The organism is Prochlorococcus marinus CUG1438, assembly GCA_017644325.1.
GTDB classification, from domain to species: Bacteria; Cyanobacteriota; Cyanobacteriia; order PCC-6307; family Cyanobiaceae; genus Prochlorococcus_A; species Prochlorococcus_A marinus_AA.
Genome location: JAEPLS010000001.1, coordinates 149095 through 171108, shown reverse-complemented (window position 1 = coordinate 171108; position 22014 = coordinate 149095). Strand labels below are relative to the sequence as shown.

The following is a 22014-nucleotide window of genomic DNA, read 5'->3' as shown; positions in this document are numbered from 1 at the left end:
TTTTACCAATCTAGAGATTTTGATACAATTGGAAAACTTTTTTTAAAAATAGACTTGCAATTCTCGGCAATAGATTTGTGTTCTTTTTGAGTCCCATGAGCTGATCTTAAATGAATGTAGTGTATCCACGATCGGCATGATCCAGACATATAGATTCTGGTAGGAGTTGCTAATGGTAAAACAAATCTCGCACATTCTTTGGCAATACCTTCAGCGAGTAAATCTTCATATAATTCTGAAGCTGCTTTAAAATGAGAGGCAATTCTTTGATTGAATCTTTTTTTTAACTCATCAGAAAGGTCTGGGATAGAATTTTGCCTATTTTTAAAATCTTGTCTTCTTAAATCTGGCAGTGGGATATTCCCTAGTTGAGAACTATCTGCATATCTCTGTGAAAATTCCTGGAAAGTAAATGATCTATGTCTTAAAATTTGAGCTGCAATTCCTCTGTTGGTTTCTATTTGTAATGTCATAAATGCCTGTTCAAAGACACTCCAATGCTCATTTTTAATGCAATAGCTCAATAGTTTTGAATAGTCTTCATTTTTCTGATTGCTTGGATTACTAACTCTCGCAATGTAAGCCATTGTTTTTTCTGCATCAGGAGTTAGCGAAATTAGTTCAACTTTACTCATTTAAATCTTTGCAAGAGTAACTTGTTCTGGTTGATTTTGATATTTACCTTTTCTATCTTGATAAGTTGTAGAGCATGGATCACCCTCAAAAAAGAGTAATTGGCAGATACCCTCATTAGCGTAAATTCTACAATCTGCACCTGAACTATTACTAAACTCTAAAGTTAAGTGACCTTCCCATCCTGCCTCTGCGGGGGTTGTATTAACAATAATCCCTAAGCGGGCGTAAGTACTTTTACCTATACAAATCACGGTTATATTCTCTGGTACCTTCATTTTTTCTAGAGCCACTCCTAAACCATAAGAATGTGCTGGAAGAATGAAAAATTCTCCATCTTCATCATGATGAAGAACTGTTTTTTCTAAATTATTAGGATTAAACTTTTTAGGATTCATAACAGTTCCAGGGATATGCCTAAAAATTAGGAACTCTTTTGATGAAAGTCTTAGATCATAGCCATAAGATGAACATCCATAACTTAAGACTGGCTTTTGTTGATTATTAGGCTCGAGATGTCGCACCAAATTTGACTGAAAGGGATTTATCATTCCTTCTGATGCTTTTTTATTTATCCAGAGATCGTTCTTTAGCATTATTTTATGAGCGAAGTTCAGTAATTTGATTGGCCATTAATAATAAATCTTTGGGGATACTTGTACCAGTAAGGATTACATCTCCTGGGATAAATCGGTTTTCAAGTGTTGAAATCAAATCATCCTTATCGATAAGCTTTAATTCAATTGCAAGAAAAATCTCATCGAGAATGATCTGATCATGTACACCTGATAGTAATTCTTTTTTACAAAAATTCCATAATTCATAAACAGCTTGATCAATAATTTTTTTTAAATTTTTATTTTTTTCAATTTCTTCAGAATCATATTGATCATAGGAATGAGATGATCTTACCCAGGTTAGATTCCCACAAAGCTTAACCGCATTATCAATTCCTTGCTTTACTCCTCCTTTCATAAATTGTGCCAAAAGTACTTTCCTGCCAAGAGCAGCATTTCTAAGAGAGTCACTAATGATGGAGGAATAACTTCCTCTATAAGAAGATTGATAGATTTGGATTTGTCCGTTTTGTGTGAATCTTTTTAAATTTATTTTGTTAGGACTACCTATTCTTGCAACATCAAAATTATTTTTTGAATAATTATTATTTGAACTAATTACCATTATTGTAGGTTTCTTGTCTATATGCAGTATAATTTGAATTTAATTACACTGCATATAGTGTAATGTTACTTAAAAAACAGCTGGGAAAGTTGAAGTTAACCTAGGGACATTGCTAGGGAAACCAAAAAGAATTCAAAATTGTTACTGTTGATACAAGATATTTTAGGTTGTCTTCTTAAATTTTTTAATATTAAAGATATTTATGATACCTTCTTCTCGAGGATTCAGCAGTTTTAGTTCGCAACTGTCCGGACAAAATAAAATCAACTCTGTTGGAGAACGTTTCCCAATCAATAGAACCTTAATGGAAGTAATTAAGGGTCTTGAAGGTGCTAGCACAGAAATGGTTGAGAGATCGAAAACAATATTTTTCCCAGGGGATCCGGCAGAGAGAGTTTATTTAATAAAAAGAGGAGCAGTAAGGCTATCAAGAGTTTACGAGTCAGGTGAAGAAATAACTGTCGCACTTTTAAGAGAGAATAGCCTTTTTGGTGTTTTATCTCTCCTTACAGGCCATAGATCTGATCGTTTTTATCATTCCATAGCTTTTACACGAGTTGAAATGATAACAGCACCTGCTCATTCTGTTTTAAGAGCAATAGAGGATGACGCATCAGTAGGACTATTATTGTTGCAGGGCCTTTCAAGTAGGATTCTACAAACCGAAACAATGATAGAAACCCTCACTCATAGAGATATGTCTTCTCGTTTAGTAAGCTTTTTAATGGTCCTCTGTAGAGACTTTGGAGTTGCAAGCGAAAAGGGTATTACAATAGATTTGAGGCTATCTCATCAAGCTATTGCTGAAGCGATTGGTTCAACAAGAGTAACTATTACAAGATTATTAGGTGATTTAAAGGATTCGGGTCTTCTGACTATTGAGAGAAAAAAGATTACAGTATTTGATCCAATAGCTCTTGCAAAAAGATTTAATTGATTCATCATTAATTATGATGTATTGAGAATATGAGACAAAGTGGCTTGGATTTTAATCGGTTTTTTAATATTACTTGGAGGTTTAATTGCGCCATTTGGGGATTTGCTTGGCACAAAAATTGGTAAAGCAAGATTTAGTATCTTAAAATTAAGACCAAAGAAAACGGCCACAATCGTTACGGTAATAACTGGAGGTTTTATTAGTTCAATATCAATAGGGTTATTGATATTAGTTAGCGAGGAATTTCGACAAAGACTTTTTGTTGATATTCCGTTTTTGCAAAAAACATTAGATGAGAGTAAAAGGGCTCTTATACCTTTGCAAGCAGAAAGAAAAAAACTTGAAGATAAAATAATTCAAAAAGAAAAGGAATTAAATAAGTTAAAAAGTGATGTTAATGAATTTAGAAAAGGTAATGTAGTTATTAAAAGAGGTCAAACTTTATTTATTGCTGAAGTTGATTCTACTTCGAATGTAAAATTAGACTTGGCAAATTTTTATAATCAAGCAGATGAATTTGTAAGGAAACTTGTTATTCCGAGTAATAAAGATGCAAAAAATATTCTTTTATGGAGACCTAGTGATATCAAAAAAATTGAGAATGTAACAGCTAAAGGTGGTAATTGGATTTTATTAATTAAATCAGCAACAAATGTCTTGAAGGGTGATAATTATGTATTTGTATCACCTGATTTATTAGAGAATAAACTTATAGTTAGAAAAGGAGATGTCATTAAAAGCTCTATTTTTGGAAAAAGTGATTTAAATCGTAAATCTATAAACTTAAAAATTCAATCATTATTAAGAGAAACAAGAGATGAAATTAAGTCAAAAGGGTCACAAGCTAATGAAATTAAAACAAGTGGGAATTTTGTAAAAAAAATAAGTGACTTTCTTAAAAACAATCAGAATATCAAATTTAAGTTAGAGGTAGTCTCTTTAAGGGATAGTAAAACTGCAGAACCCATAGTTGTTGAAATTAATATCTTAAAGATAGTATCTTAAATGTCTAGAGTATTAACTATTGATCCTGGAAAAAGTAAATGTGGGTTGGTTGTAGCTGATATAAATGAACAAAAAGTTTATGAAGCTATCATTCTTAAAAGTGAATTGATTGTAAGTTATGTAAAAAATTTAAATATTGTTGAAGATATATCTAAAATTATTATCGGTAACGGTACAACCAGTAAAGAGATTATAGAAAAACTGAATTTTTTTAAAAAAGATATAGTAACTTTTGAAGAAAAAAATACTACTTTTAGAGCAAAAGAAAGATATTTCGAACTTTTTCCAATTAGCGGCTTGAAGTTTTTAATGCCAAGGGAGGTGTTTATTTTAAATAAAAATCTCGATGCATTATCCGCATTAATAATTTTAGAGGATTATTGCAAAGTAAAGTTTACTTTGAATCAAAATATAGATTTTAAAACTTGGCTGAAATAGTGAATTTATATTCATTGCCTGCTTCTAGTTCATAATCTTTTTTCAATAAAAATCTTAATAAGGAATCTTCAATTAATGCTCTTCCCAAAGGAGGATTCACTAATAATACCCCTTTATTAAAAGACCATGTAAAAGTCCATTTGAATTGACTAGCTTGCACAACGCCCTTAATTTGCTTTTTTGAAAAGCAATATTCTTTAACGCTTAAATGGGCAATTGTTTCTGGTTTGCGCCGCATTTTTTAGATTCGGTCTTTGTCAAAAGAATTCAATTCGTTTACTATAAATTCTTCTTTTTTAGAAATTAATTGTTCGAGGGATTCAATTACTTTTATATACACTTTATCTAATATTGTTTGCTCTTCAGAAGATATATTTCCCAGTACATGTGAAATAGTATTTAAATTATTTGTTCTATTTATTGCAGGAGGTGAACCAATACCAATTCTGATTCTATTAAATTCTTGAGTTTGCAATGTTTCAATAATGCTTTTTAACCCATTATGTCCTCCTGATCTGCCTTTTTTTCTAAATCTGATTTTTCCAAGAGGTAGATCTTTATCATCAACTATCACAAAAAGCTGATCTAAACTAATCTTGTACCAATCTACTATCGCTCGAACAGCATCACCACTATTATTCATAAATGTATTTGGTAAAAATAACCTGTATGTGTAATGGTTGATTTTGAATTCTGAGCAATAACTTTTAAGTTTATCTTTCAATATAAAATTTGAATTATGTTTTCTTGAGAGATTTTCAAGAACTAAAAATCCTATATTATGTCTATTTTTAGAATATTTTTTACCAGGATTTCCTAAACCTATCAAATATACTTCATTCATGACTTATTACTAAATCTCCCTTTATAAAAGGATTATAAATATACAAACAGAATATAACTAAGTAACTTAAGACAAGTGTCCTAAAAGTTTATTTATGGATATTTAAATCAAATAAATTTTTAGTGTTTAATCTAGTTGCCATTCCAATCAACTGAAAAGCCTTGTAACAAAAGAGATTGGTTATAAATTTGTAGAAGAATAACTAAAAATACTAAAAGTAGTAGTCCTATGACTGTCATAATTGGAACAGCGCCCCAACCTGGAACAACTTTACCTTGACCAGAATTGCCAATTGCTTTTAAAAGGCTTCCTAAAGCAGTTTTTTGACCCATGATGAATTCACTAAATCGAATATTATTTCGCTATTGTATAAGAACTAATACATAAATTGTTTACAAACTTAGCAAAATTGATGCAAACTTTATCATCAGCTCCAGATCCTGCAGTTTCAATAGCAGTTACAATACTGGCACTTTTACTCGCTTTAACAGGCTTTGGTCTTTGGACTGCTTTTGGGCCCAAAGCGGCAAAGCTAACAGATCCTTGGGATGATCATGATGATTGAATTTGTATTAATCTATAACTTTTAAAAAGTATTTCAAAATTTACCAAAAATACAAAAAGTAAACCTTTTACCATAATTTAAATATAAATTTAATAGGATATAAATCTGTCAGCAAAATTATTTCCATGCTAGCTCTCAAAATTTCTGTATACACAATTGTTTTTTTCTTCGTAGGCATTTTTCTTTTCGGATTTTTGGCAAGTGATCCAACAAGAACTCCTAATAGAAAAGATCTGGAAAGTCCTCAAGATTAATTTATTAACTTAATTTTTACATTGATTCTAGGAATTGCGAAAAAATTAATATTTACTTACTTTTTATTTATTAATTTAATACAGCCATCAAGATCATCTGATTTTAAAAAAATCAATAAACCCGAAAATAATTTGGTCACAAAACGAAGTTGGCCAAAATTATCATTTAAAAATCTTAAGCGAAAATCCTATGATAAGCTGATTAACAATAATTTAAATCAATTTACAAACCCTTTATTAGCAAAAATCAGTGAAAATAAAAGTGAAATAGTAATCCAATCTGATCAACAATCTGAAATTAATGGTGTCATATATGCAGAAGGCAACGTAATAATTGAATATCGCGGAAAAGTTCTTAAGGCTGATAATTTAATTTATGATAAGTCAAATAAAAAAATAAGAGCTGAGGGCAATATTGTTTTAATAATAGGAGATCAATTTTTTAAATCTTCTGAACTAGAGTATAGCTTTGCTAATAAAAAAGGGTATTTGATAGATGTTAAGGGATCTGTTAATACCAGTAGCTTGATAAGAGACTTATCATCAAATTTCACTTTTTCAGATTCTAAAAAGTTAGAAAGTCTTCTCAATTTTAAAAAAAAAGAAGTATTCAATACTCCTGGAAAGGTTGAAAATTGGTTATTTCTCTCAAATAAAATAACCATAGATGGTGAAAAATGGAAAAGCAAGAAGGCTGTATTTAGTAACGATTTACTTGAATTGAAACAAGTTAAAATAGTAATCAATTCACTAGAAGTTATTCCTGAAGAAGAAAAATTACGATTTAGGTCATCTATAAATAATTTAATTTTTGATGAAAAAGTGTCAATTCCTTTTTGGGTTGGAGATAGAACGTTAAATAGGAAGGGAGGACTCTCTAACTTTGATAATAGATGGACTTTTGGATATGAAAACTTAGATAAGGATGGGTATTTTATCGGCAGGAAATTTAACCCTATAGATATATCTGATAATTTTGTTCTGGATTTAGAGCCTCAATTTTTAATTCAACGCTCTCTCAAAGGGTACACAAAAAGTTTTGTAAAGAAGAATGAATCTATAACTTCAGAAAGGATTAAGAGGAATGTAAGTTCAGAAGATTATTTTGCTATTAAATCACAGTTAAAAGGTAAGATTAATAATTGGGATTTACAGATAGATAAGAATTTAAATTCATTGGATTTGAATAAGTTTTCAGATGCATTTAGATTAAAAACTAAATTGAGTAAAGAGATTAATTTCTTAAATACAGAATGGGATAAAAGTATTTATGGAATATATCGCGAGAGGGTCTGGAATGGCTCATTGGGTGAAGCCGAAATTTACTCTGGTTATGGTTCAAAACTAAAAAAAGAAAAAGCTTGGGTTGTTAATGGCATTAAAAAGAAAGAATCTTTTTCTTTAGGTTTGGCCGATATTACAGCAGAGGCCTTAAAGACAAAAACTTTGGTGAAAAACTTAAAAGGGAACTTATTTTATGCTTTAGATCAAGAATTTCCTCTATGGATTAATGATCCTATAAATAAATCTGTTGATATTTCATATAAGTATATTCCTGAACCAATCACAAAAGGGTTAAGTCTTAAGACAAGAATAGAAGCCTCATACTCTCTTTATGAAAGTGGAGATCATCAAGAATATTTAGGTTTGGGTATGGGGCCACAATTAACAGTTGGTGATTTTAAAAAGAAAACTTTTGACTATACTCGTATAAGTCTTTTCCCTTTCTATCGATTTAATAGTGGTGAAAGTATTTTTAGATTCGATCAAAATGATGATAAGTTTACTTTAGATATTGCTTTTGATCAGCAATTATTTGGTCCAGTTATTCTCAAAAGTAATGGTACTCTAAATCTGACAAATGATTCAACAAATTACGGTGAAATTATAAATTCTAAAATCTCATTAATTTGGAAAAAAAGATCATATGAATTAGGTATGTTCTATCAACCTCATAACCAATCAGGAGGAATTTCTTTCAATCTCTTTGGATTTAAATAGCTAAGAAATTAGTATTAAATTCTAAATAGGGCAAATTATTATATTTTTTTTCAATAAGATTTTGATTATCAAGTAGCGTTGAAGTTGCGTCCCATTCTCCAGTTAAGAACATTTTTTTTGAGCTTTCCTTAATCTCAAGGTTAAAATTTAGATCTTTTGATGTTGCTAAGGAATGTTCTAAATCAATTTCTAAGAAAAGACTTTTCTGATTGTTATATTTTTGAATATCATGGATAGATTTTTTTGGAAGTGTAAAACAAGGAATTCCAATTGCAATACAATTGCTATAAAAAATTTCGGCAAAACTCTCACCTATTATTGCTTTTATACCCCATCTCATAAGTGCCTGAGGGGCATGTTCTCTACTTGAACCACATCCAAAATTGCTATTAACAATTAGTATTGTGGCATTTTTATTTTCATCTAGATCGAAAGGATGCCTTCCCTTTAAAGTTGCTCTATCGTCCTCGAAAACAGACTCACCCAATGAATCAAAGTTTACACACTTTAAGAAACGAGCAGGAATTATTCGATCTGTATCAATGTCGTTACCAATCAAGGATATACATTTTCCGTTTATTTGTGTGATTTTTCCAATAGGTGGGGTAAACTCGGATTTCATTAGTTAATAAATTCTCGAACGTCACTGACTTTGCCATTTATTGCAGCAGCAGCAACCATTGCTGGACTCATTAGTAGTGTTCTCCCGCTAGGAGATCCCTGTCTTCCTTTGAAATTTCTATTACTAGAACTAGCACTAATTTGATTACCTATTAGCTTATCTGAATTCATTGCTAAACACATTGAGCAACCTGGTTCTCTCCATTGAAATCCAGAATCCTTAAATATCTGATCTAGACCTTCTTGTTTCGCTTCATTGGCTACTTTTTCTGAACCAGGAACTACAAATGCTTTTACATTCTTAGATACTTTTTTGTCTTTTAATACTTTAGCTGCAACTCTTAAGTCACTGATTCGCCCATTTGTGCAACTGCCTATGAAACAAACCTCTACGGGAATATCTTTTATTGATTGTCCTGGCTTGAAACTCATATACTGATAAGCCTCTTCAGCAACTAATTTGTCATTTGGGGACAATTCATCTAAAAGAGGGATTTGTTGATTAATGCCTATACTTTGGCCTGGAGTAATCCCCCAGGTAACGGTTGGTTCTATTTTAGAGGCATCTATTTTAATTACATCATCATAAACTGAGTCTTCATCGCTTTTTAATGATTTCCACCATACGAGAGCTTTTTCCCAATGCTCATTTTTTGGTGCGCATAATTTATTTTTCATATAACTGAAGGTCTTTTCATCTGGGTTTATGTAGCCGCATCTTGCTCCTCCTTCAATAGACATATTGCATATAGTCATTCTCTCTTCCATTGATAATACATTGATTGCAGGCCCTGCGAACTCATATGCAAAACCTACCCCAGCTTTTACACCGAGTTTATTAATAATATGAAGAACTAAATCCTTAGCATAAACCCCATTAGATAATTGATTTTCACACCAAATCTGCCTTACCTTTAATTTATTCATGGCTAAGGTTTGGGTTGCAAGAACATCTCTTACTTGGCTTGTGCCTATCCCAAAAGCAATTGAACCAAAAGCTCCATGAGTTGAAGTATGTGAATCTCCACAAGCGATTGTCATACCAGGTTGAGTTAGCCCCAGTTCTGGGGCTACTACATGTACTATTCCTTGACTACCACTACCAATATTAAAAAATTTTATTTTATGTTCTAAGCAGTTCTTTTCCAGTGTTTCAATCATTTGCTCTGCAAGATTATCTTTGAAAGGTCTGCTTTGATCATCTGTTGGCACAATGTGATCGACTGTAGCCACAGTTCTGCTAGGGAATTTTACTGTTAAATTTTTGTCTTTTAAAGCGCCAAATGCTTGAGGACTTGTCACTTCATGGATTAAGTGAAGACCAATAAAAATTTGATCTGAGCCACCAGGAAGACTGGAAACTTTGTGTAAATCCCAAACTTTATCAAATAAGGTATCTTTACTCAATTTGTAAAAAAAACTACTTACTATTTGATAATAAGATTATTCTGAGGCTGTTCAAACACACATTTACACTTAGTGTTTGAATTTCAATTCTGTTTTGGGTTGAGTTAAATATTTTTTTAATATTAGTTATATGATTATTTGGTCCTGAAATTGAAATATAGACAAGTCCAACTGGTTTATCTGGACTGCCTCCATTAGGACCAGCTATTCCACTAATCGCTATTGCCCAATCTGCTCTTAATTTCTCTTTTACATTAATTGCCATAGCCTCACAAACTTCTTTAGAAACAGCTCCATATTTTGTAAGCTTTTCTTCAGAAATATTTAATAATGAATTTTTCAGCTCATTACTATAGGAAATAATACTACCTTGAAAAACTCGAGATGAACCTGATATTGATGTTAGAGATGAAGATAGAAGACCTCCTGTACAGGATTCAGCAAAAACAATAGTTTGGTTCCTCTTAGTTAACTCTTTTATTAAAACGCTTGGCAAAGTATCATTATCCTCTCCAAAAATAAATTTCGAAAACTCTTTTTTTAATTTTTCTTTGACAGGTTTAATTATACTTTTTGCTTCTAAGTTATTCTTTGCTCGCGCTGTGATTCTGAGTTTAACCTCTCCCAAGTTTGCATATGGAGCAACAGTCGGGTTTTTAAGATTTAATAGATCGTTAATTTTTTCCGTAACACTAGATTCTCCAATTCCTGCAAATTTAAGAGTATTTGAAAAAAAGGAATAACTATCTGAGAATTTGGTTTTAATGAAATCATACGCCGTCTCTTCCCACATAGTTTTCATTTCACTGGGGACTCCTGGGAAAGTAAGAATAGTGAATCCTTTTACTGGTTCCCAAATCATTCCTGGGGCAGTACCCCTGGGGTTATTAATTATTTGGGCATTTTTTGGGAAGAAACATTGTTTCCTTAAGCTAGAGGAATCGTCTTTGAGCTTTGAGTTTGGAAGCTTTTGTTTGATTTCATCCCATAAGTGCGGTCTTTCAAAAAGAGATACATTAAAGGATTTGGCTATCGCTTCAGTAGTTAAGTCATCTGGGGTGGGTCCCAATCCACCCGTTGTAATTAGAAGATTACTTCTTTTCGATATTTCTTGAATTACTTTTATAATTCGATCACAATTATCACCTATAGTTGATTGCCTAAAGTGATTCAAGCCTAATAGCGACAACTGTTCAGAAATCCATTGAGCATTTGTGTTTATGATATTTCCTAAAAGTAGCTCTGTTCCAATAGAAAGAATTTCAACTCCCTTGGAATTAGGACTCATTTAATTGATGCTTCAAGTTTTCCTTCATAAAGAGGAAAACGATTACATAATGCTAATACTCTTTCTTTACATTGACTTTCAATCAGTGAATCGTTTGGGTTAAGTAATCTATCAGCAATAATTTCACCAACTTCAGCAAAAGCATTCTCATTAAAGCCTCTAGTAGTTAAAGCAGCAGTACCCAACCTTAGCCCGCTGGTTACAAAAGGTGATTCAGGGTCAAATGGAACAGTATTTTTATTTGCAGTGATATTCACTTCACTTACGAGCAAGTCAGCAATTTTACCAGTCATGTTGATGCTTCTTAAATCGACTAAAACAATATGATTATCAGTGCCTCCACTAACGATATTAATACCTCTATTTATTAAAGTTGAAGCTAGAACTTTGGCATTTTTTATTACTTGATGGGAATAATTAACGAAATCTGGCTGTAAGGCTTCTCCAAATGCAACTGCTTTAGCTGCAATAATATGTTCTAGGGGCCCCCCTTGAGTCCCTGGGAAAACAGATTTATCAAAATTCTTTCCAAATTCTGGATCTTTACACATGATAAGTCCTCCTCTAGGACCTCTTAATGTTTTATGAGTAGTTGTAGTTACTACATCACAATAGGGAATTGGATTTGGATGAAGTTTACTTGCTACAAGACCTGCAATGTGTGCAATATCAGCCATTAAGAATGCACCAACTTCATCTGCAATTTTTCTAAATGATTCAAAATCAATTGTTCTTGGATAAGCTGAATATCCGCATATGATCAATTTTGGTTTTGTTTCAAGTGCTATCTCTCTTATCTCATCAAAATTTAATTCACTAGTTTCTTTGTTTACACCATAGTGAACTGCATTAAACCACTTACCACTCATATTTACTGGAGATCCATGAGTTAGGTGCCCACCATGAGATAAATCCATCCCCAGGATTGTGTCACCAGGTTTAAGTAAACTTAGGAAAACAGCAGCATTTGCCTGTGCTCCACTATGGGGTTGCACATTAGCCCAATTTGCATTAAATAATTTTTTCGCTCTTTGAATAGCTAATTCTTCGATTTCATCAACAAATTCACATCCCCCATAGTATCTTTTTTGAGGTAATCCCTCTGCGTATTTATTTGTAAGGACTGATCCTTGAGCCTGCATGACGGCAATTGATGCGAAATTTTCGCTTGCAATTAACTCAAGATGAGTTTCCTGTCTATTTTTTTCAGAGTTAATAAAATTGGATATTACTGGATCACTATCTTTAAGATTTTGAAGGATATTCATTGAATTTGATAACTAATAACCATAATATAGACGATATTTTTTAGAAAAATATAAAAAGAATATTTCATAATTTTAAACGCGCCTGGAGAGATTCGAACTCCCGACACCCTGATCCGTAGTCAGGTGCTCTAATCCACTGAGCTACAGGCGCATAATTATGTAATATCTCTGTTTCAGGGTCTCTTAGTCAACTAGATTTCAGGTAAAATATCTATTATTAACAATCTAATTATTAATATGCCTATAAAGTGGTACGGAAATGGAGATTTAGAAGATCCCATCTATAAACATTTTTCTCGAATAGTAAATTTTGTTATTCATTGCATGATATTTACTGCGATAGTAAGTGGCACTTGGCTTTTAAAAGAAATTAAATATGAAATCGCTTTTTTTAATAATTTTGCAATTTTCTGGTCAATTCTTCTAGCCTCCCATTTACTGTTTGTAATTATAAAAAAACCAAAAGATACTTCAAAACAATCAACTTAATTAAATTTTAATTTATGAACTCTCAGATACGAATAAGTGAGCTAGAAAATATTATTTCAGAAAAGGTTTTTATCAAAATAGAAAAGTGGAATTTATATCTTGGAGACGCTGGCCTAGCTAGAAATCTTGCTATTGAATGTATCAGCAATAAAGATCAAGGCCCATTGGAGGCCGCGAAAATAAGTTTGAAAGCAATAAATGTAAAAGTAGGGGACGGTGTTAACAGTATTCCACTCATTAATTTAATCACTTCCTCACAAATTCTAGAATTAGAGGAGATTTTGGAAGGTTTTTTTGAAAACTAAATCTTTTTTTTATAAACTTTAAATCTATTTACTTTCAGACATTTTGTAAGAAAAAAATAGATTACAAAAAAAGTTAGAGATCCAAATAGTAATAATAAAAATACTCCTAGATTTGAATTGAAGTTATTTGTAGTTTTAAGAATAGTAAAACAAAGGGTGCTATCTATAAATGCCGCTAATGACATGAGGATAATTTTCCTTAATAAATCCAAGTTAGGCAAATGGATATTTTCATTTCTCAGATTAAAAGAAAGTAAAACACAAACTATAAAGTTGACTATTACTGAAGAAAAAATTATTCCTACAACTCCAAAATTATATGGAGAAAGATTCCCAAAATTATTAATTGGGGCACCAATTAAAAACCAATCAAAAAAAATATTTAATATTATCCCTGCAAACGATGACTTAAAAGGGAAGTTTGTTTTTTCTATTGAATAGTAAGTTCTTACTAATAAATCTCTATAAAGATAAAACGGTATGCCAACTGCATAAGCAATTAATATATTCTTTACTTTTAAAGCCGCTGAATAATCAAAAGATCCTCTCTGAAAAACTAACTGTACTATTTGATTATTAAATGTTATGAAAAATGCGGTTAAAAAAATAGTTGTTAAGAAACAGTACTCTATTCCAGAGATAAGTTTTCTTTGGAGGCCTATATAGTCTTTATCATTTCTCAATTTAGAGAATTTTGGAAGTAATGGCAAAATCAAAGAGTTAGATAATATGCCTAATGGCGCTTGAATCAGAAAGTTTCCGTAAGCTAGTCCCGATGCTGCTCCTTGAAAACTTGAAGCGAAAAACATATCGATAAATACATTAATTTGACTGAGACCTGATGAAATTGATGCTGGAATAATTAGTTTGAAAATCCTCCTCTCTTCATCATTAAATAATTTAAAGTTTGACTTTAATCTCAAGAGACCGATTTTATTTATTTCCGAAATTTGAACAACAAACTGAATTAAAGTTCCAGTCAAAGTTGCAAAAGCTAGTAATCCCGTATAAGTAAAGAAATGAGAATATGCATTTTCTTGGTTGAAAATCCAACTTAATAAAATAAAAACAATGGTAGTTAGGCTTGTTATCGCTGGACTTATACTTGATAAAAAGAATTTTCTTTGGGCATTTAAGGCGCCAAAGCTTAAACCTATGAATCCGGATAAAGGGATACAAGGTGTGAGTATTTTTAATTGGTAAGTGGCAATAGATTTAGCTTCGTAACTTAAATTGGGTGCTAATAATTCAATCAAGAAACTGGAATTAAAGTATATAAATATAGCTAAACCAATTAATAATATTGAAAGTTTTATGCTTACTTGAGTTAAAACGATCCCTCCATCTTTTTTGTTAAGGGGAGTTAGAACTGCAACGACTGCGTTATGCAAGGGACCATTAATCCCTCCAATGATTATTAGCAAAAAACCTGGAATTATATAGGCATAATTAAATGCGTCGTATGTTACCCCAACTCCAAAAGCAGCAGCTATAAATATTTGTCTTATGCATCCTGCTAATTTACTAAGACTTGTACCAAATGAAATTGAAAAAACATTATTTTTTAAAAATGAATGCATTTGGATTTGTCTAAATTTTTCAAGAAGATTAAGTTTCAATTATATTTGATTTTTAACTAACGACATATTTATGAATGATCGGATAATTGAATTTGATCCATTAATTGAAGGAGTTTTAATTAAGAGGTATAAAAGATTTTTTGCAGATATAAAATTAGAGAGCGGAGAAGTAGTAACTGCGCATTGTGCAAACACAGGCCCAATGAAGGGACTTTTGAGTGAGGGAGCAAAGGTAAGAATAAGTGTTTCCCCTTCTCCAAAAAGAAAATTACCTTTTACTTGGGAACAGATATGTGTTTTAAGTGCAAAAAATGAGGAGGTTTGGGTTGGTATTAATACTCTATTTGCAAATAAGATAATCAAAAAGGTTATTGAGAAAAATTTGCTTGACGAAATAATAGGAGAAATAGAGACAATTAAATCTGAAGTTCCTTATGGAAAAGATAAAAAAAGCAGAATTGACTTTTTTTTAACTCCAAAATCTTCAAATCCTGATAAACGTAACATTTACATAGAGGTTAAAAATACGACTTGGATTAGAGAAAATGTAGCTCTATTCCCTGATACAGTAACGAAAAGAGGCCAAAAACACCTCATAGAATTAAAGAAATTAATTCCTACAAGTAAAAGTGTTTTAGTACTTTGTATTACAAGAAAAGACGCTTGTTTTTTTGCCCCCGGAGATGAGGCAGATCCCTTATACGGCAATCTTTTTAGAGAATCTTTAAGTGCAGGAATGATAACTATTCCTTGTTCCTTTGAATTTCATAAAGACCACATATCATGGAGGGGAATTAAACCTTTGAAATCAATAAAATCTTGATATTTTTAAATCTTCTAAAAAATAAAATTTTTTAATTTAACAAATAATTATTTAAGGTGCAACTATAAAAATGGTATCAACAACTACTAGACACCTATAAGTTTTTTGAATAAATTTAAATTTGAAAGGAAACAGTAAAACTGTTTTTTTGCGGATCTAATTTTTTTTTATGACCACTGCTTTGCAAACGCCTCAAAGGCGCTCTAGGTCCAAATTACAAGACGCAAGTCTTGTCAACGGTCCTATGCTCCTTTTGAGGAGTATTCGAGGATTTAGTTCAAACCGCTCTATGTTGTGGCTTGCAACTGTTCCTTTAGCTTTGTTTGGTTTAGGTATTTTTAATCTTTCAGCTCATGCAGCTGATTTACCTGAGTTGAATGCAGCTTTTCTTGCTAACAATTTATGGCTATTGATCGCTACTATTTTAGTGATCTTCATGAACGCCGGCTTCGCTATGGTAGAAGCAGGTATGTGTCGTTCTAAGAACGCCGTCAACATTCTTGCTAAAAACCTATTCGTATTTGCTCTTGCTGTTACTTCCTATTGGGTAATAGGCTACTCGCTAATGTACGGAGACAGTATTGCTGGTGGATGGCTATATTTTACGGGCCTATTTTTTGATCCAACAGTTACTGCAGAAACAGTTGCTGATGCTGGATTAGTCCCAACAGTTGATTTCTTATTCCAGTCTGCTTTCGCAGGAACTGCGGCTACTATCGTTTCCGGTCTGGTAGCTGAAAGAGTTAAATTTGGAGAATTTGTTGTTTTTGCAATTGTATTAACAGCATTTATTTACCCTATTGCTGGAAGCTGGAAGTGGAATGGTGGATGGCTAGATGCATTAGGTTTTGTTGATTTTGCTGGTTCTTCAATTGTTCACTCAGTTGGAGCATGGGCGGGTCTTGTAGGAGCTATGCTTCTTGGGCCAAGAATTGGTAAATACTCTGATGGCAAACCTCAGGCTATGCCTGGACATAATATGGCTATAGCTACTTTGGGAGCTTTAGTTTTATGGATAGGTTGGTATGGATTTAACCCTGGTTCTCAACTTCAAATGGACCAGTGGGTTCCATATGTTGCTGTAACAACTACTTTAGCAGCAGCAGCAGGTGCTATTGGAGCAACTATTGTTTCAACATTAACTTCTGGAAAGCCTGATCTTACAATGATAATTAACGGAATCCTTGCCGGTTTGGTGAGTATTACCGCCGGTTGTGGAGACATGACTCTTGCTGGAGCCTGGTTCGCAGGACTAGTAGGCGGAATTATCGTTGTATTTTCTGTTGCAGCACTTGATGCCGCTGAGATCGATGATCCTGTAGGTGCATTCTCTGTTCACGGAGTTTGTGGTGTATGGGGTACTGTAGTTATCGGTCTTTGGGGTACAGCTGTACAAGGTGATGGAGCAGGTATGGGATTGTTCAACGGTGGAGGTATCAACCTTCTTCTTGTTCAAGCTCTTGGTGCCGCGGCTTATGCTATTTGGACACTAGTTACTTGCTGGATTGCCTGGTCTGTAATTGGAGGATTATTCGGTGGAATCCGAGTTTCTGAAGAGGAAGAGACCCAAGGCTTAGATATAGGAGAGCATGGGATGGAAGCATATCCAGACTTTGCATCTGCTAAATAATCTAACTAAAAATTCATTTAAGAAACCTGACTTATGTCAGGTTTCTTTTTTTTTACGAAAAATTATTTAAAACGTTGTAATATACAAAAATGGATACTCAAGCTTTTAGAAGATCTCTTCATCATTCTGATAGATACAATAGAAGGGGTTTCGATTCTCCAACAAAAAGAGCCCAAGCGTTAGAAGAAGCATATCAAAGTGATTTGATAAGTTCAATTAGGGATAATGGTTTTACTTACAACAAAGGTAGACTAAATATTAAGCTGGCCAAGGCCTTTGGCTTCTGCTGGGGAGTTGAAAGAGCTGTAGCAATGGCTTATGAGACGAGGAGGCATTACCCTAACGAGAATATTTGGATAACAAACGAAATAATTCATAACCCCTCAGTTAATGATCATCTAAGGAAAATGAATGTAAAATTCATTTCAGCTAAAAATGGAATTAAAGATTTTTCGTTAGTTTCTAATGGGGATGTAGTGATACTGCCTGCTTTCGGGGCTACGGTTCAAGAAATGAAACTTCTTCATGAAAAAGGATGTCATATCATAGATACAACTTGTCCATGGGTTTCTAAGGTTTGGCATACCGTCGAGAAACATAAAAAACATGTCTTTACTTCTATTATTCATGGTAAATTTAAGCATGAAGAAACTCTCGCTACAAGTTCATTTGCCGGTAAATATTTAGTTGTACTCGATCTAGAAGAAGCTAATTATGTGTCTGAATACATTATGGGTAGAGGTAATAGAAATGAATTTATGAATAAATTTGCTAAAGCTTGTTCTAATGGATTTGATCCTGATAAAGATTTAGATAGAGTTGGAGTTGCTAACCAGACAACTATGCTTAAAAGCGAGACCGAAGAAATTGGAAAAGTTTTTGAAAGAACGATGTTAAAAAAATTCGGACCAGAAAAATTAAATAGCCACTTCTTAGCTTTTAATACAATTTGTGATGCAACTGAAGAAAGGCAAGATGCAATGTTCTCTTTGGTTGATGAAGACCTTGATATTCTTGTGGTTATAGGAGGCTTTAATTCTTCTAATACTACTCACTTACAAGAAATAGCAATTACAAAAAATATTTCTTCTTTTCACATAGATACGCCAGAGAGGATATCAGTGGAAAAAAACTCAATATTACATAAGCCACTTGGAGCAGATTTAGAACTTAAAAATAACTTTTTACCTAATGGAAAAATTAATGTTGGAATTACATCAGGAGCATCAACTCCTGATAAGGTTGTTGCAGATGTTATTGAGAAACTAGTAGATATTGCTTCTTGAATTTGTTATCTAATTTTATAAATTTACTTAGTTTTTTTAATTTATTAGTCAGATAATTCCAAAATATCCACTTTATTATTTAGAATAATAAAAAATTATAAAGTATGGAAGACAAAGCACAAACTAATGAGGTTCAAACTGCAAGTATGAATAGAACTAAAGCTCCCCAAAAAGTGGAAGTTGTAGTTGCTAATCCATCTTCAGGGTCAGAAGTAAACATTCTCGGAGAACTATCTATATTTGTTTTAAGAATTGGGTTTTGTGCTTTGATGATTCATCATGGCCTAGAGAAACTTCAGGATCCAGAGGGTTTTGCTGAATTTGTAGTTGGTAAGTACTTCCCATTTTTGCCGGGTGATCCTGTTATTTGGACTTTTGGAGCAGCAATCACCCAATTGGTATGCCCAGTAGGATTAGCTGTAGGAATTTTTGCAAGGCTCTCCTCTCTTGGTCTATTCTCCACAATGGCATTTGCGGTTTATTTTCATCTCCTAGATACTGGACTAGAAGGTTTTCCTTTAGCAGTAGTTGAAGGGCATAATTATGCCTTCGAGTTGTCTTTTATATATGGTGCTATTTCTCTCTACTTTTTATGCGCAGGCCCAGGCAAGCTTTCTTTATTTAGAAAGACTAACAAGATCACATATTATCCAAAATCAACATAGCCTAATGTAAGAAATGCCTTTTTTGCGTAAATACCATCGAGATACCTTTTGAATTACACATATCAATACTCTCTTGATCTCTTAGACTACCTCCAGGTTGGACAATAGCTTTTATACCATACTCATTTGCAAGTTCTACAGTATCTGCAAATGGAAAAAAACCATCGCTTGCCAAAACAGCATCAGAACATAAATTTCCAGCTGCTTGTAATGAAATTTTCGCAGCTCCAACCCTATTCATTTGCCCAGCTCCTATCCCAATAGTTTTTTGGTCCTTAGCAATAACAATCGCATTTGATTTCACATGTTTACAAATTTTCCATGCAAAATTTAGATCTAAGTTCATTTGATCGTTCGGATTTGTTTTAGTTACTGAAATCCAATTTTCAGTTTTTTCTTCACTATCGTCAGAGTCTTGAACTAGTAATCCTCCCATTATTGATTTAGTGGAAGTATTGTTCTTTTTTGGAAGTTGATCTTTTGATAATTTTAAAATTCTTAAATTCTTTTTGACTTTTAAAATTTCTAAAGCTTCTGCATCAAAAGATGGAGCTACGATACACTCTAAAAAAATATCCTTGAGATTAATTGCAGCTTCTTTATCCACATTTGAATTAAAAGCAACTATTCCCCCAAATGCACTAACAGAGTCACATTTCAAAGCATTCAAAAATGCTTGAGAGGCTGTATTACTTATAGATGCACCACAAGGATTATTGTGCTTTAAGATAACAGAAGCAAACGAATTTGTTGTAAGTTCTTCTTTTTCTTGATACCCAAACTCTAAAACTGTTGAAATTGCTGAATCTAGGTCCAATAAATTGTTATAACTTAACTCTTTACCTTGTAATTGCTCTGCTGAGTTCCATCCAATATTACTTAAACCATACCAAAAAGCTTTTTGATGAGGATTTTCCCCATATCTTAAAGTTTTAATTAGTGGATAAGATTCAATATGTTGAGAAGATTGTAGACTTTTTTCTTTACTTATCCAATTAGATATAGCAGTGTCATAGTCAGCTGTATGTTGAAAAGCTTCAAGGGCTAATTTTGCTTTATATGATTCCTTTAATGGTCCTTTTTTACTTTCTTCAAGAAACTCTTGATATTGATTAGGATCGACTAAAACTGACACTTCTCTATGATTTTTAGCCGCAGAACGAATCATTGATGGCCCTCCAATATCGATATTTTCAATAGCATCTTCCCATTTAGATCCCTGTTCAACAGTTTTTTTAAAAGGATATAAATTGACAACTACCAAGTCAATTAGTTCAAGATCGTTAGATTCTATATCTTTTTTATGTTCTTCATCAGTTCTCTTCGCTAATATTCCTCCATGTATTTTTGGATGAAGAGTTTTAACTCTCCCTCCAAGAATTTCTGGAGAATTGGTAAAATCTGCAACTTTAATAACTGAGATGTTTGCCTCTGTAAGATGTTTGGCAGTTCCTCCACTTGATAGAATTTGATAATTATATTTTTCTACCAAGTCTCTACAAAATGGAATTATATTTTTTTTATCAGAAACACTTATTAAGGCTAATGGTGACATTATGGGAAAGTTTACTTACTTAAGAATATACACATGAAATATGATATCGATCATGAGTTTGTCCGGATTAGCTCTCAAACTGCAACTCATAGAATTATTTTGATACATGGTTGGGGAGCAGATTCAGATGATCTTTTAACTCTAGGAAAGGAGATGACAGATAAAACAAATTTTGACTTCGAGGTAATTTCCTTAAGAGCCCCAGGATTACACCCAAGTGGTCATGGAAGACAGTGGTATGGATTATATCCTCATGATTGGAATAGAGCTAAGATTGAAGTGAATAAACTTTTAGTTACATTAAAAAAGTTAAATACAAAGCAGATTCCACTCACAAAAACAATTTTGTTGGGTTTCTCTCAGGGAGCAGCTATGGCAATAGATGTAGGATTTAAATTAAATCTAGGATTAATTGTTTCTTGTAGTGGTTATCCACACCCAAGCTGGCTTCCAGGTGAACAATGTCCTCCATTGATTCTTAGCCATGGCTTATTCGATAATGTAGTTCCTATTGGAGCTTCTAGGCTTATTTATGAAAAAGTTAAAAATAAGTCCTCTAAATTATGTGAATTAGTAGAATTTGATGGTTTTCATCAAATTGATTCAAATTTAATCGATCTTATAAGTTTAAGAATGGCTAATATTTTTTAAACGAAAGCATATTCATATTCTTCAATTTCTTCCCAATCATCCGCAGTAAGTTCTAGACCCTCAAAGATTTTATCTTCACCAATTCCCTCAACGACAACTTTTAACGATGGAAATAAAAAATGATTTTCCTCTGCGTATTGGGCACTAAATAAACCTTTTTCTCCCCAAAAGAACCTATCAGTGGTATGTTCGTTCCTTCGGACATTGAAAACTGAAGGTGCAGATAGGGCGTTTTCAGCTATGAATCTTCTTGCGGCTGTAACTGGTTTATGTTTACCAGTTTCGATATGATAAATAGGTACATGGGCCATTACTCTCTGCCCAGCTAATCTTCTTCTGCTGATTCTTTTTCTTTTTTTTGACATTGATTGGTACTCCCGAAATTATTAATGAGATTAGTCTTATTTATTTTTACTAATCTTATATCAGTGATTTTAATTTCACTTTAAATTACATAGAGGACCCATCAACCCCTGATGTAGCTTAAAATATGATCAAAAGTTCATATTTAAGGCTGGCATTGCACAGCTCCCTACATCTTAATACTTTTTTCATATTTTACAAGCCCTTTTTCAAATTTTTTCTAA

At 32.6% G+C, this 22014-nt stretch carries 26 protein-coding genes and 1 tRNA gene; 13 read left to right on the top strand and 14 right to left on the bottom strand.

Annotated features, from left to right (window positions below):
• Positions 1-2: 2 nt before the first annotated feature.
• From JJ847_01080 to JJ847_01070, 3 genes are read right to left on the bottom strand one after another with little or no spacing between them, the layout of a single operon-like run.
• Positions 3-635: an FAD-dependent thymidylate synthase gene (locus tag JJ847_01080; GenBank protein MBO6959477.1), complete on the bottom strand. Its 633-nt coding sequence runs from the start codon at positions 633-635 to the stop codon at positions 3-5.
• Positions 636-1229 (bottom strand): dCTP deaminase, encoded by a 594-nt coding sequence (locus JJ847_01075; protein MBO6959476.1) that lies wholly within the window; start codon positions 1227-1229, stop codon positions 636-638. It lies immediately after the preceding gene.
• Positions 1230-1233: 4 nt separating this feature from the next.
• Positions 1234-1815 carry a cob(I)yrinic acid a,c-diamide adenosyltransferase gene (locus tag JJ847_01070; protein ID MBO6959475.1) on the bottom strand — a complete coding sequence of 194 codons (582 nt, stop codon included), beginning with the start codon at positions 1813-1815 and terminating at the stop codon, positions 1234-1236.
• A 202-nt stretch (positions 1816-2017) separates the two neighbouring features.
• Here JJ847_01070 and ntcA point away from each other — a divergent pair, with 202 nt between their 5' ends.
• From ntcA to JJ847_01055, 3 genes are read left to right on the top strand one after another with little or no spacing between them, the layout of a single operon-like run.
• On the top strand, positions 2018-2752 hold the full coding sequence (gene ntcA, locus JJ847_01065) for a global nitrogen regulator NtcA (protein MBO6959474.1): 735 nt from the start codon (positions 2018-2020) through the stop codon (positions 2750-2752).
• Positions 2753-2791: 39 nt separating this feature from the next.
• Positions 2792-3757 carry a DUF3084 domain-containing protein gene (locus JJ847_01060; GenBank protein MBO6959473.1) on the top strand — a complete coding sequence of 322 codons (966 nt, stop codon included), beginning with the start codon at positions 2792-2794 and terminating at the stop codon, positions 3755-3757.
• On the top strand, positions 3758-4195 hold the full coding sequence (locus JJ847_01055) for a hypothetical protein (protein MBO6959472.1): 438 nt from the start codon (positions 3758-3760) through the stop codon (positions 4193-4195).
• Here JJ847_01055 and JJ847_01050 read toward each other — a convergent pair.
• From JJ847_01050 to psbH, 3 genes are all read right to left on the bottom strand, one after another.
• A complete protein-coding gene (locus JJ847_01050) occupies positions 4176-4433 on the bottom strand; it encodes a DUF3146 family protein (protein ID MBO6959471.1) in 258 nt (85 codons plus the stop codon). The genes JJ847_01055 and JJ847_01050 overlap by 20 nt on opposite strands.
• Before the next feature lie 3 nt (positions 4434-4436).
• Complete coding sequence (locus JJ847_01045) at positions 4437-5039, bottom strand: aminoacyl-tRNA hydrolase (GenBank protein MBO6959470.1); 603 nt, start codon at positions 5037-5039, stop codon at positions 4437-4439.
• A 131-nt stretch (positions 5040-5170) separates the two neighbouring features.
• Positions 5171-5371, bottom strand: a complete 201-nt coding sequence (psbH, locus tag JJ847_01040; GenBank protein ID MBO6959469.1) for a photosystem II reaction center protein PsbH — start codon at positions 5369-5371, stop codon at positions 5171-5173.
• 80 nt (positions 5372-5451) lie between these two features.
• On the opposite strand from psbH, the gene psbN reads away from it, so the two are divergent.
• From psbN to JJ847_01025, 3 genes are all read left to right on the top strand, one after another.
• Positions 5452-5604, top strand: coding sequence for a photosystem II reaction center protein PsbN (gene psbN / locus JJ847_01035; GenBank protein ID MBO6959468.1), 153 nt, complete (start codon positions 5452-5454; stop codon positions 5602-5604).
• Between the two features lie 125 nt (positions 5605-5729).
• Positions 5730-5858: a photosystem II reaction center protein I gene (locus tag JJ847_01030; protein ID MBO6959467.1), complete on the top strand. Its 129-nt coding sequence runs from the start codon at positions 5730-5732 to the stop codon at positions 5856-5858.
• A gap of 21 nt (positions 5859-5879) precedes the next feature.
• A complete protein-coding gene (locus JJ847_01025; GenBank protein MBO6959466.1) occupies positions 5880-7859 on the top strand; it encodes a DUF3769 domain-containing protein in 1980 nt (659 codons plus the stop codon).
• On the opposite strand, the gene leuD is transcribed toward JJ847_01025, so the two are convergent.
• From leuD to JJ847_01000, 5 genes are all read right to left on the bottom strand, one after another.
• Positions 7852-8481: a 3-isopropylmalate dehydratase small subunit gene (gene leuD / locus JJ847_01020; GenBank protein ID MBO6959465.1), complete on the bottom strand. Its 630-nt coding sequence runs from the start codon at positions 8479-8481 to the stop codon at positions 7852-7854. The two genes, JJ847_01025 and leuD, sit on opposite strands and share 8 nt — an antisense overlap.
• A complete protein-coding gene (gene leuC, locus JJ847_01015; GenBank protein MBO6959464.1) occupies positions 8481-9887 on the bottom strand; it encodes a 3-isopropylmalate dehydratase large subunit in 1407 nt (468 codons plus the stop codon). The genes leuD and leuC overlap by 1 nt, the downstream gene beginning before the upstream one ends.
• A gap of 13 nt (positions 9888-9900) precedes the next feature.
• Entirely contained in the window at positions 9901-11175 is a 1275-nt protein-coding gene (locus tag JJ847_01010) for a competence/damage-inducible protein A (GenBank protein ID MBO6959463.1), read from the bottom strand.
• The gene (locus JJ847_01005) at positions 11172-12443 is read right to left on the bottom strand and encodes a serine hydroxymethyltransferase (GenBank protein MBO6959462.1); all 1272 of its coding nucleotides are present in this window, start codon (positions 12441-12443) and stop codon (positions 11172-11174) included. The genes JJ847_01010 and JJ847_01005 overlap by 4 nt, the downstream gene beginning before the upstream one ends.
• A gap of 77 nt (positions 12444-12520) precedes the next feature.
• Positions 12521-12594: transfer RNA gene (locus tag JJ847_01000), tRNA-Arg, on the bottom strand.
• An 86-nt stretch (positions 12595-12680) separates the two neighbouring features.
• Here JJ847_01000 and JJ847_00995 point away from each other — a divergent pair.
• Both JJ847_00995 and JJ847_00990 read left to right on the top strand, forming a co-directional pair.
• Positions 12681-12932, top strand: a complete 252-nt coding sequence (locus JJ847_00995) for a hypothetical protein (GenBank protein MBO6959461.1) — start codon at positions 12681-12683, stop codon at positions 12930-12932.
• A 14-nt stretch (positions 12933-12946) separates the two neighbouring features.
• A complete protein-coding gene (locus tag JJ847_00990; protein MBO6959460.1) occupies positions 12947-13237 on the top strand; it encodes a DUF3181 family protein in 291 nt (96 codons plus the stop codon).
• On the opposite strand, the gene murJ is transcribed toward JJ847_00990, so the two are convergent.
• Positions 13234-14817, bottom strand: coding sequence for a murein biosynthesis integral membrane protein MurJ (gene murJ / locus JJ847_00985; protein MBO6959459.1), 1584 nt, complete (start codon positions 14815-14817; stop codon positions 13234-13236). The two genes, JJ847_00990 and murJ, sit on opposite strands and share 4 nt — an antisense overlap.
• 70 nt (positions 14818-14887) lie before the next feature.
• Here murJ and sfsA point away from each other — a divergent pair, with 70 nt between their 5' ends.
• The 4 genes from sfsA to JJ847_00965 all read left to right on the top strand — a co-directional run bounded on the left by sfsA (position 14888) and on the right by JJ847_00965 (position 19221).
• On the top strand, positions 14888-15640 hold the full coding sequence (sfsA, locus tag JJ847_00980) for a DNA/RNA nuclease SfsA (protein MBO6959458.1): 753 nt from the start codon (positions 14888-14890) through the stop codon (positions 15638-15640).
• Between the two features lie 169 nt (positions 15641-15809).
• A complete protein-coding gene (amt, locus tag JJ847_00975; GenBank protein MBO6959457.1) occupies positions 15810-17270 on the top strand; it encodes an ammonium transporter in 1461 nt (486 codons plus the stop codon).
• Between the two features lie 89 nt (positions 17271-17359).
• On the top strand, positions 17360-18556 hold the full coding sequence (locus tag JJ847_00970) for a 4-hydroxy-3-methylbut-2-enyl diphosphate reductase (protein MBO6959456.1): 1197 nt from the start codon (positions 17360-17362) through the stop codon (positions 18554-18556).
• A 104-nt stretch (positions 18557-18660) separates the two neighbouring features.
• On the top strand, positions 18661-19221 hold the full coding sequence (locus JJ847_00965; protein ID MBO6959455.1) for a DoxX family protein: 561 nt from the start codon (positions 18661-18663) through the stop codon (positions 19219-19221).
• A gap of 1 nt (position 19222) precedes the next feature.
• Here the strand turns inward: JJ847_00965 and purH are convergent, their stop codons facing one another.
• Positions 19223-20776: a bifunctional phosphoribosylaminoimidazolecarboxamide formyltransferase/IMP cyclohydrolase gene (gene purH, locus JJ847_00960; protein MBO6959454.1), complete on the bottom strand. Its 1554-nt coding sequence runs from the start codon at positions 20774-20776 to the stop codon at positions 19223-19225.
• A 33-nt stretch (positions 20777-20809) separates the two neighbouring features.
• On the opposite strand from purH, the gene JJ847_00955 reads away from it, so the two are divergent.
• Positions 20810-21427: an esterase gene (locus JJ847_00955; protein ID MBO6959453.1), complete on the top strand. Its 618-nt coding sequence runs from the start codon at positions 20810-20812 to the stop codon at positions 21425-21427.
• Here JJ847_00955 and JJ847_00950 read toward each other — a convergent pair.
• On the bottom strand, positions 21424-21792 hold the full coding sequence (locus JJ847_00950; GenBank protein MBO6959452.1) for a DUF3155 domain-containing protein: 369 nt from the start codon (positions 21790-21792) through the stop codon (positions 21424-21426). The genes JJ847_00955 and JJ847_00950 overlap by 4 nt on opposite strands.
• Positions 21793-22014 lie beyond the last annotated feature (222 nt).

Bases quoted from the DNA above. Each gene is read 5' to 3' on its own strand.
- JJ847_01080 (MBO6959477.1), bottom strand. From the start codon at position 635: ATGAGTAAAGTTGAACTAATTTCGCTAACTCCTGATGCAGAAAAAACA.
- JJ847_01075 (MBO6959476.1), bottom strand. From the start codon at position 1,229: ATGCTAAAGAACGATCTCTGGATAAATAAAAAAGCATCAGAAGGAATG.
- JJ847_01070 (MBO6959475.1), bottom strand. From the start codon at position 1,815: ATGGTAATTAGTTCAAATAATAATTATTCAAAAAATAATTTTGATGTT.
- ntcA (MBO6959474.1), top strand. From the start codon at position 2,018: ATGATACCTTCTTCTCGAGGATTCAGCAGTTTTAGTTCGCAACTGTCC.
- JJ847_01055 (MBO6959472.1), top strand. From the start codon at position 3,758: ATGTCTAGAGTATTAACTATTGATCCTGGAAAAAGTAAATGTGGGTTG.
- JJ847_01050 (MBO6959471.1), bottom strand. From the start codon at position 4,433: ATGCGGCGCAAACCAGAAACAATTGCCCATTTAAGCGTTAAAGAATAT.
- JJ847_01045 (MBO6959470.1), bottom strand. From the start codon at position 5,039: ATGAATGAAGTATATTTGATAGGTTTAGGAAATCCTGGTAAAAAATAT.
- psbH (MBO6959469.1), bottom strand. From the start codon at position 5,371: ATGGGTCAAAAAACTGCTTTAGGAAGCCTTTTAAAAGCAATTGGCAAT.
- psbN (MBO6959468.1), top strand. From the start codon at position 5,452: ATGCAAACTTTATCATCAGCTCCAGATCCTGCAGTTTCAATAGCAGTT.
- JJ847_01030 (MBO6959467.1), top strand. From the start codon at position 5,730: ATGCTAGCTCTCAAAATTTCTGTATACACAATTGTTTTTTTCTTCGTA.
- leuD (MBO6959465.1), bottom strand. From the start codon at position 8,481: ATGAAATCCGAGTTTACCCCACCTATTGGAAAAATCACACAAATAAAC.
- JJ847_01010 (MBO6959463.1), bottom strand. From the start codon at position 11,175: ATGAGTCCTAATTCCAAGGGAGTTGAAATTCTTTCTATTGGAACAGAG.
- JJ847_01005 (MBO6959462.1), bottom strand. From the start codon at position 12,443: ATGAATATCCTTCAAAATCTTAAAGATAGTGATCCAGTAATATCCAAT.
- JJ847_00995 (MBO6959461.1), top strand. From the start codon at position 12,681: ATGCCTATAAAGTGGTACGGAAATGGAGATTTAGAAGATCCCATCTAT.
- JJ847_00990 (MBO6959460.1), top strand. From the start codon at position 12,947: ATGAACTCTCAGATACGAATAAGTGAGCTAGAAAATATTATTTCAGAA.
- murJ (MBO6959459.1), bottom strand. From the start codon at position 14,817: ATGCATTCATTTTTAAAAAATAATGTTTTTTCAATTTCATTTGGTACA.
- sfsA (MBO6959458.1), top strand. From the start codon at position 14,888: ATGAATGATCGGATAATTGAATTTGATCCATTAATTGAAGGAGTTTTA.
- amt (MBO6959457.1), top strand. From the start codon at position 15,810: ATGACCACTGCTTTGCAAACGCCTCAAAGGCGCTCTAGGTCCAAATTA.
- JJ847_00970 (MBO6959456.1), top strand. From the start codon at position 17,360: ATGGATACTCAAGCTTTTAGAAGATCTCTTCATCATTCTGATAGATAC.
- JJ847_00965 (MBO6959455.1), top strand. From the start codon at position 18,661: ATGGAAGACAAAGCACAAACTAATGAGGTTCAAACTGCAAGTATGAAT.
- purH (MBO6959454.1), bottom strand. From the start codon at position 20,776: ATGTCACCATTAGCCTTAATAAGTGTTTCTGATAAAAAAAATATAATT.
- JJ847_00955 (MBO6959453.1), top strand. From the start codon at position 20,810: ATGAAATATGATATCGATCATGAGTTTGTCCGGATTAGCTCTCAAACT.
- JJ847_00950 (MBO6959452.1), bottom strand. From the start codon at position 21,792: ATGTCAAAAAAAAGAAAAAGAATCAGCAGAAGAAGATTAGCTGGGCAG.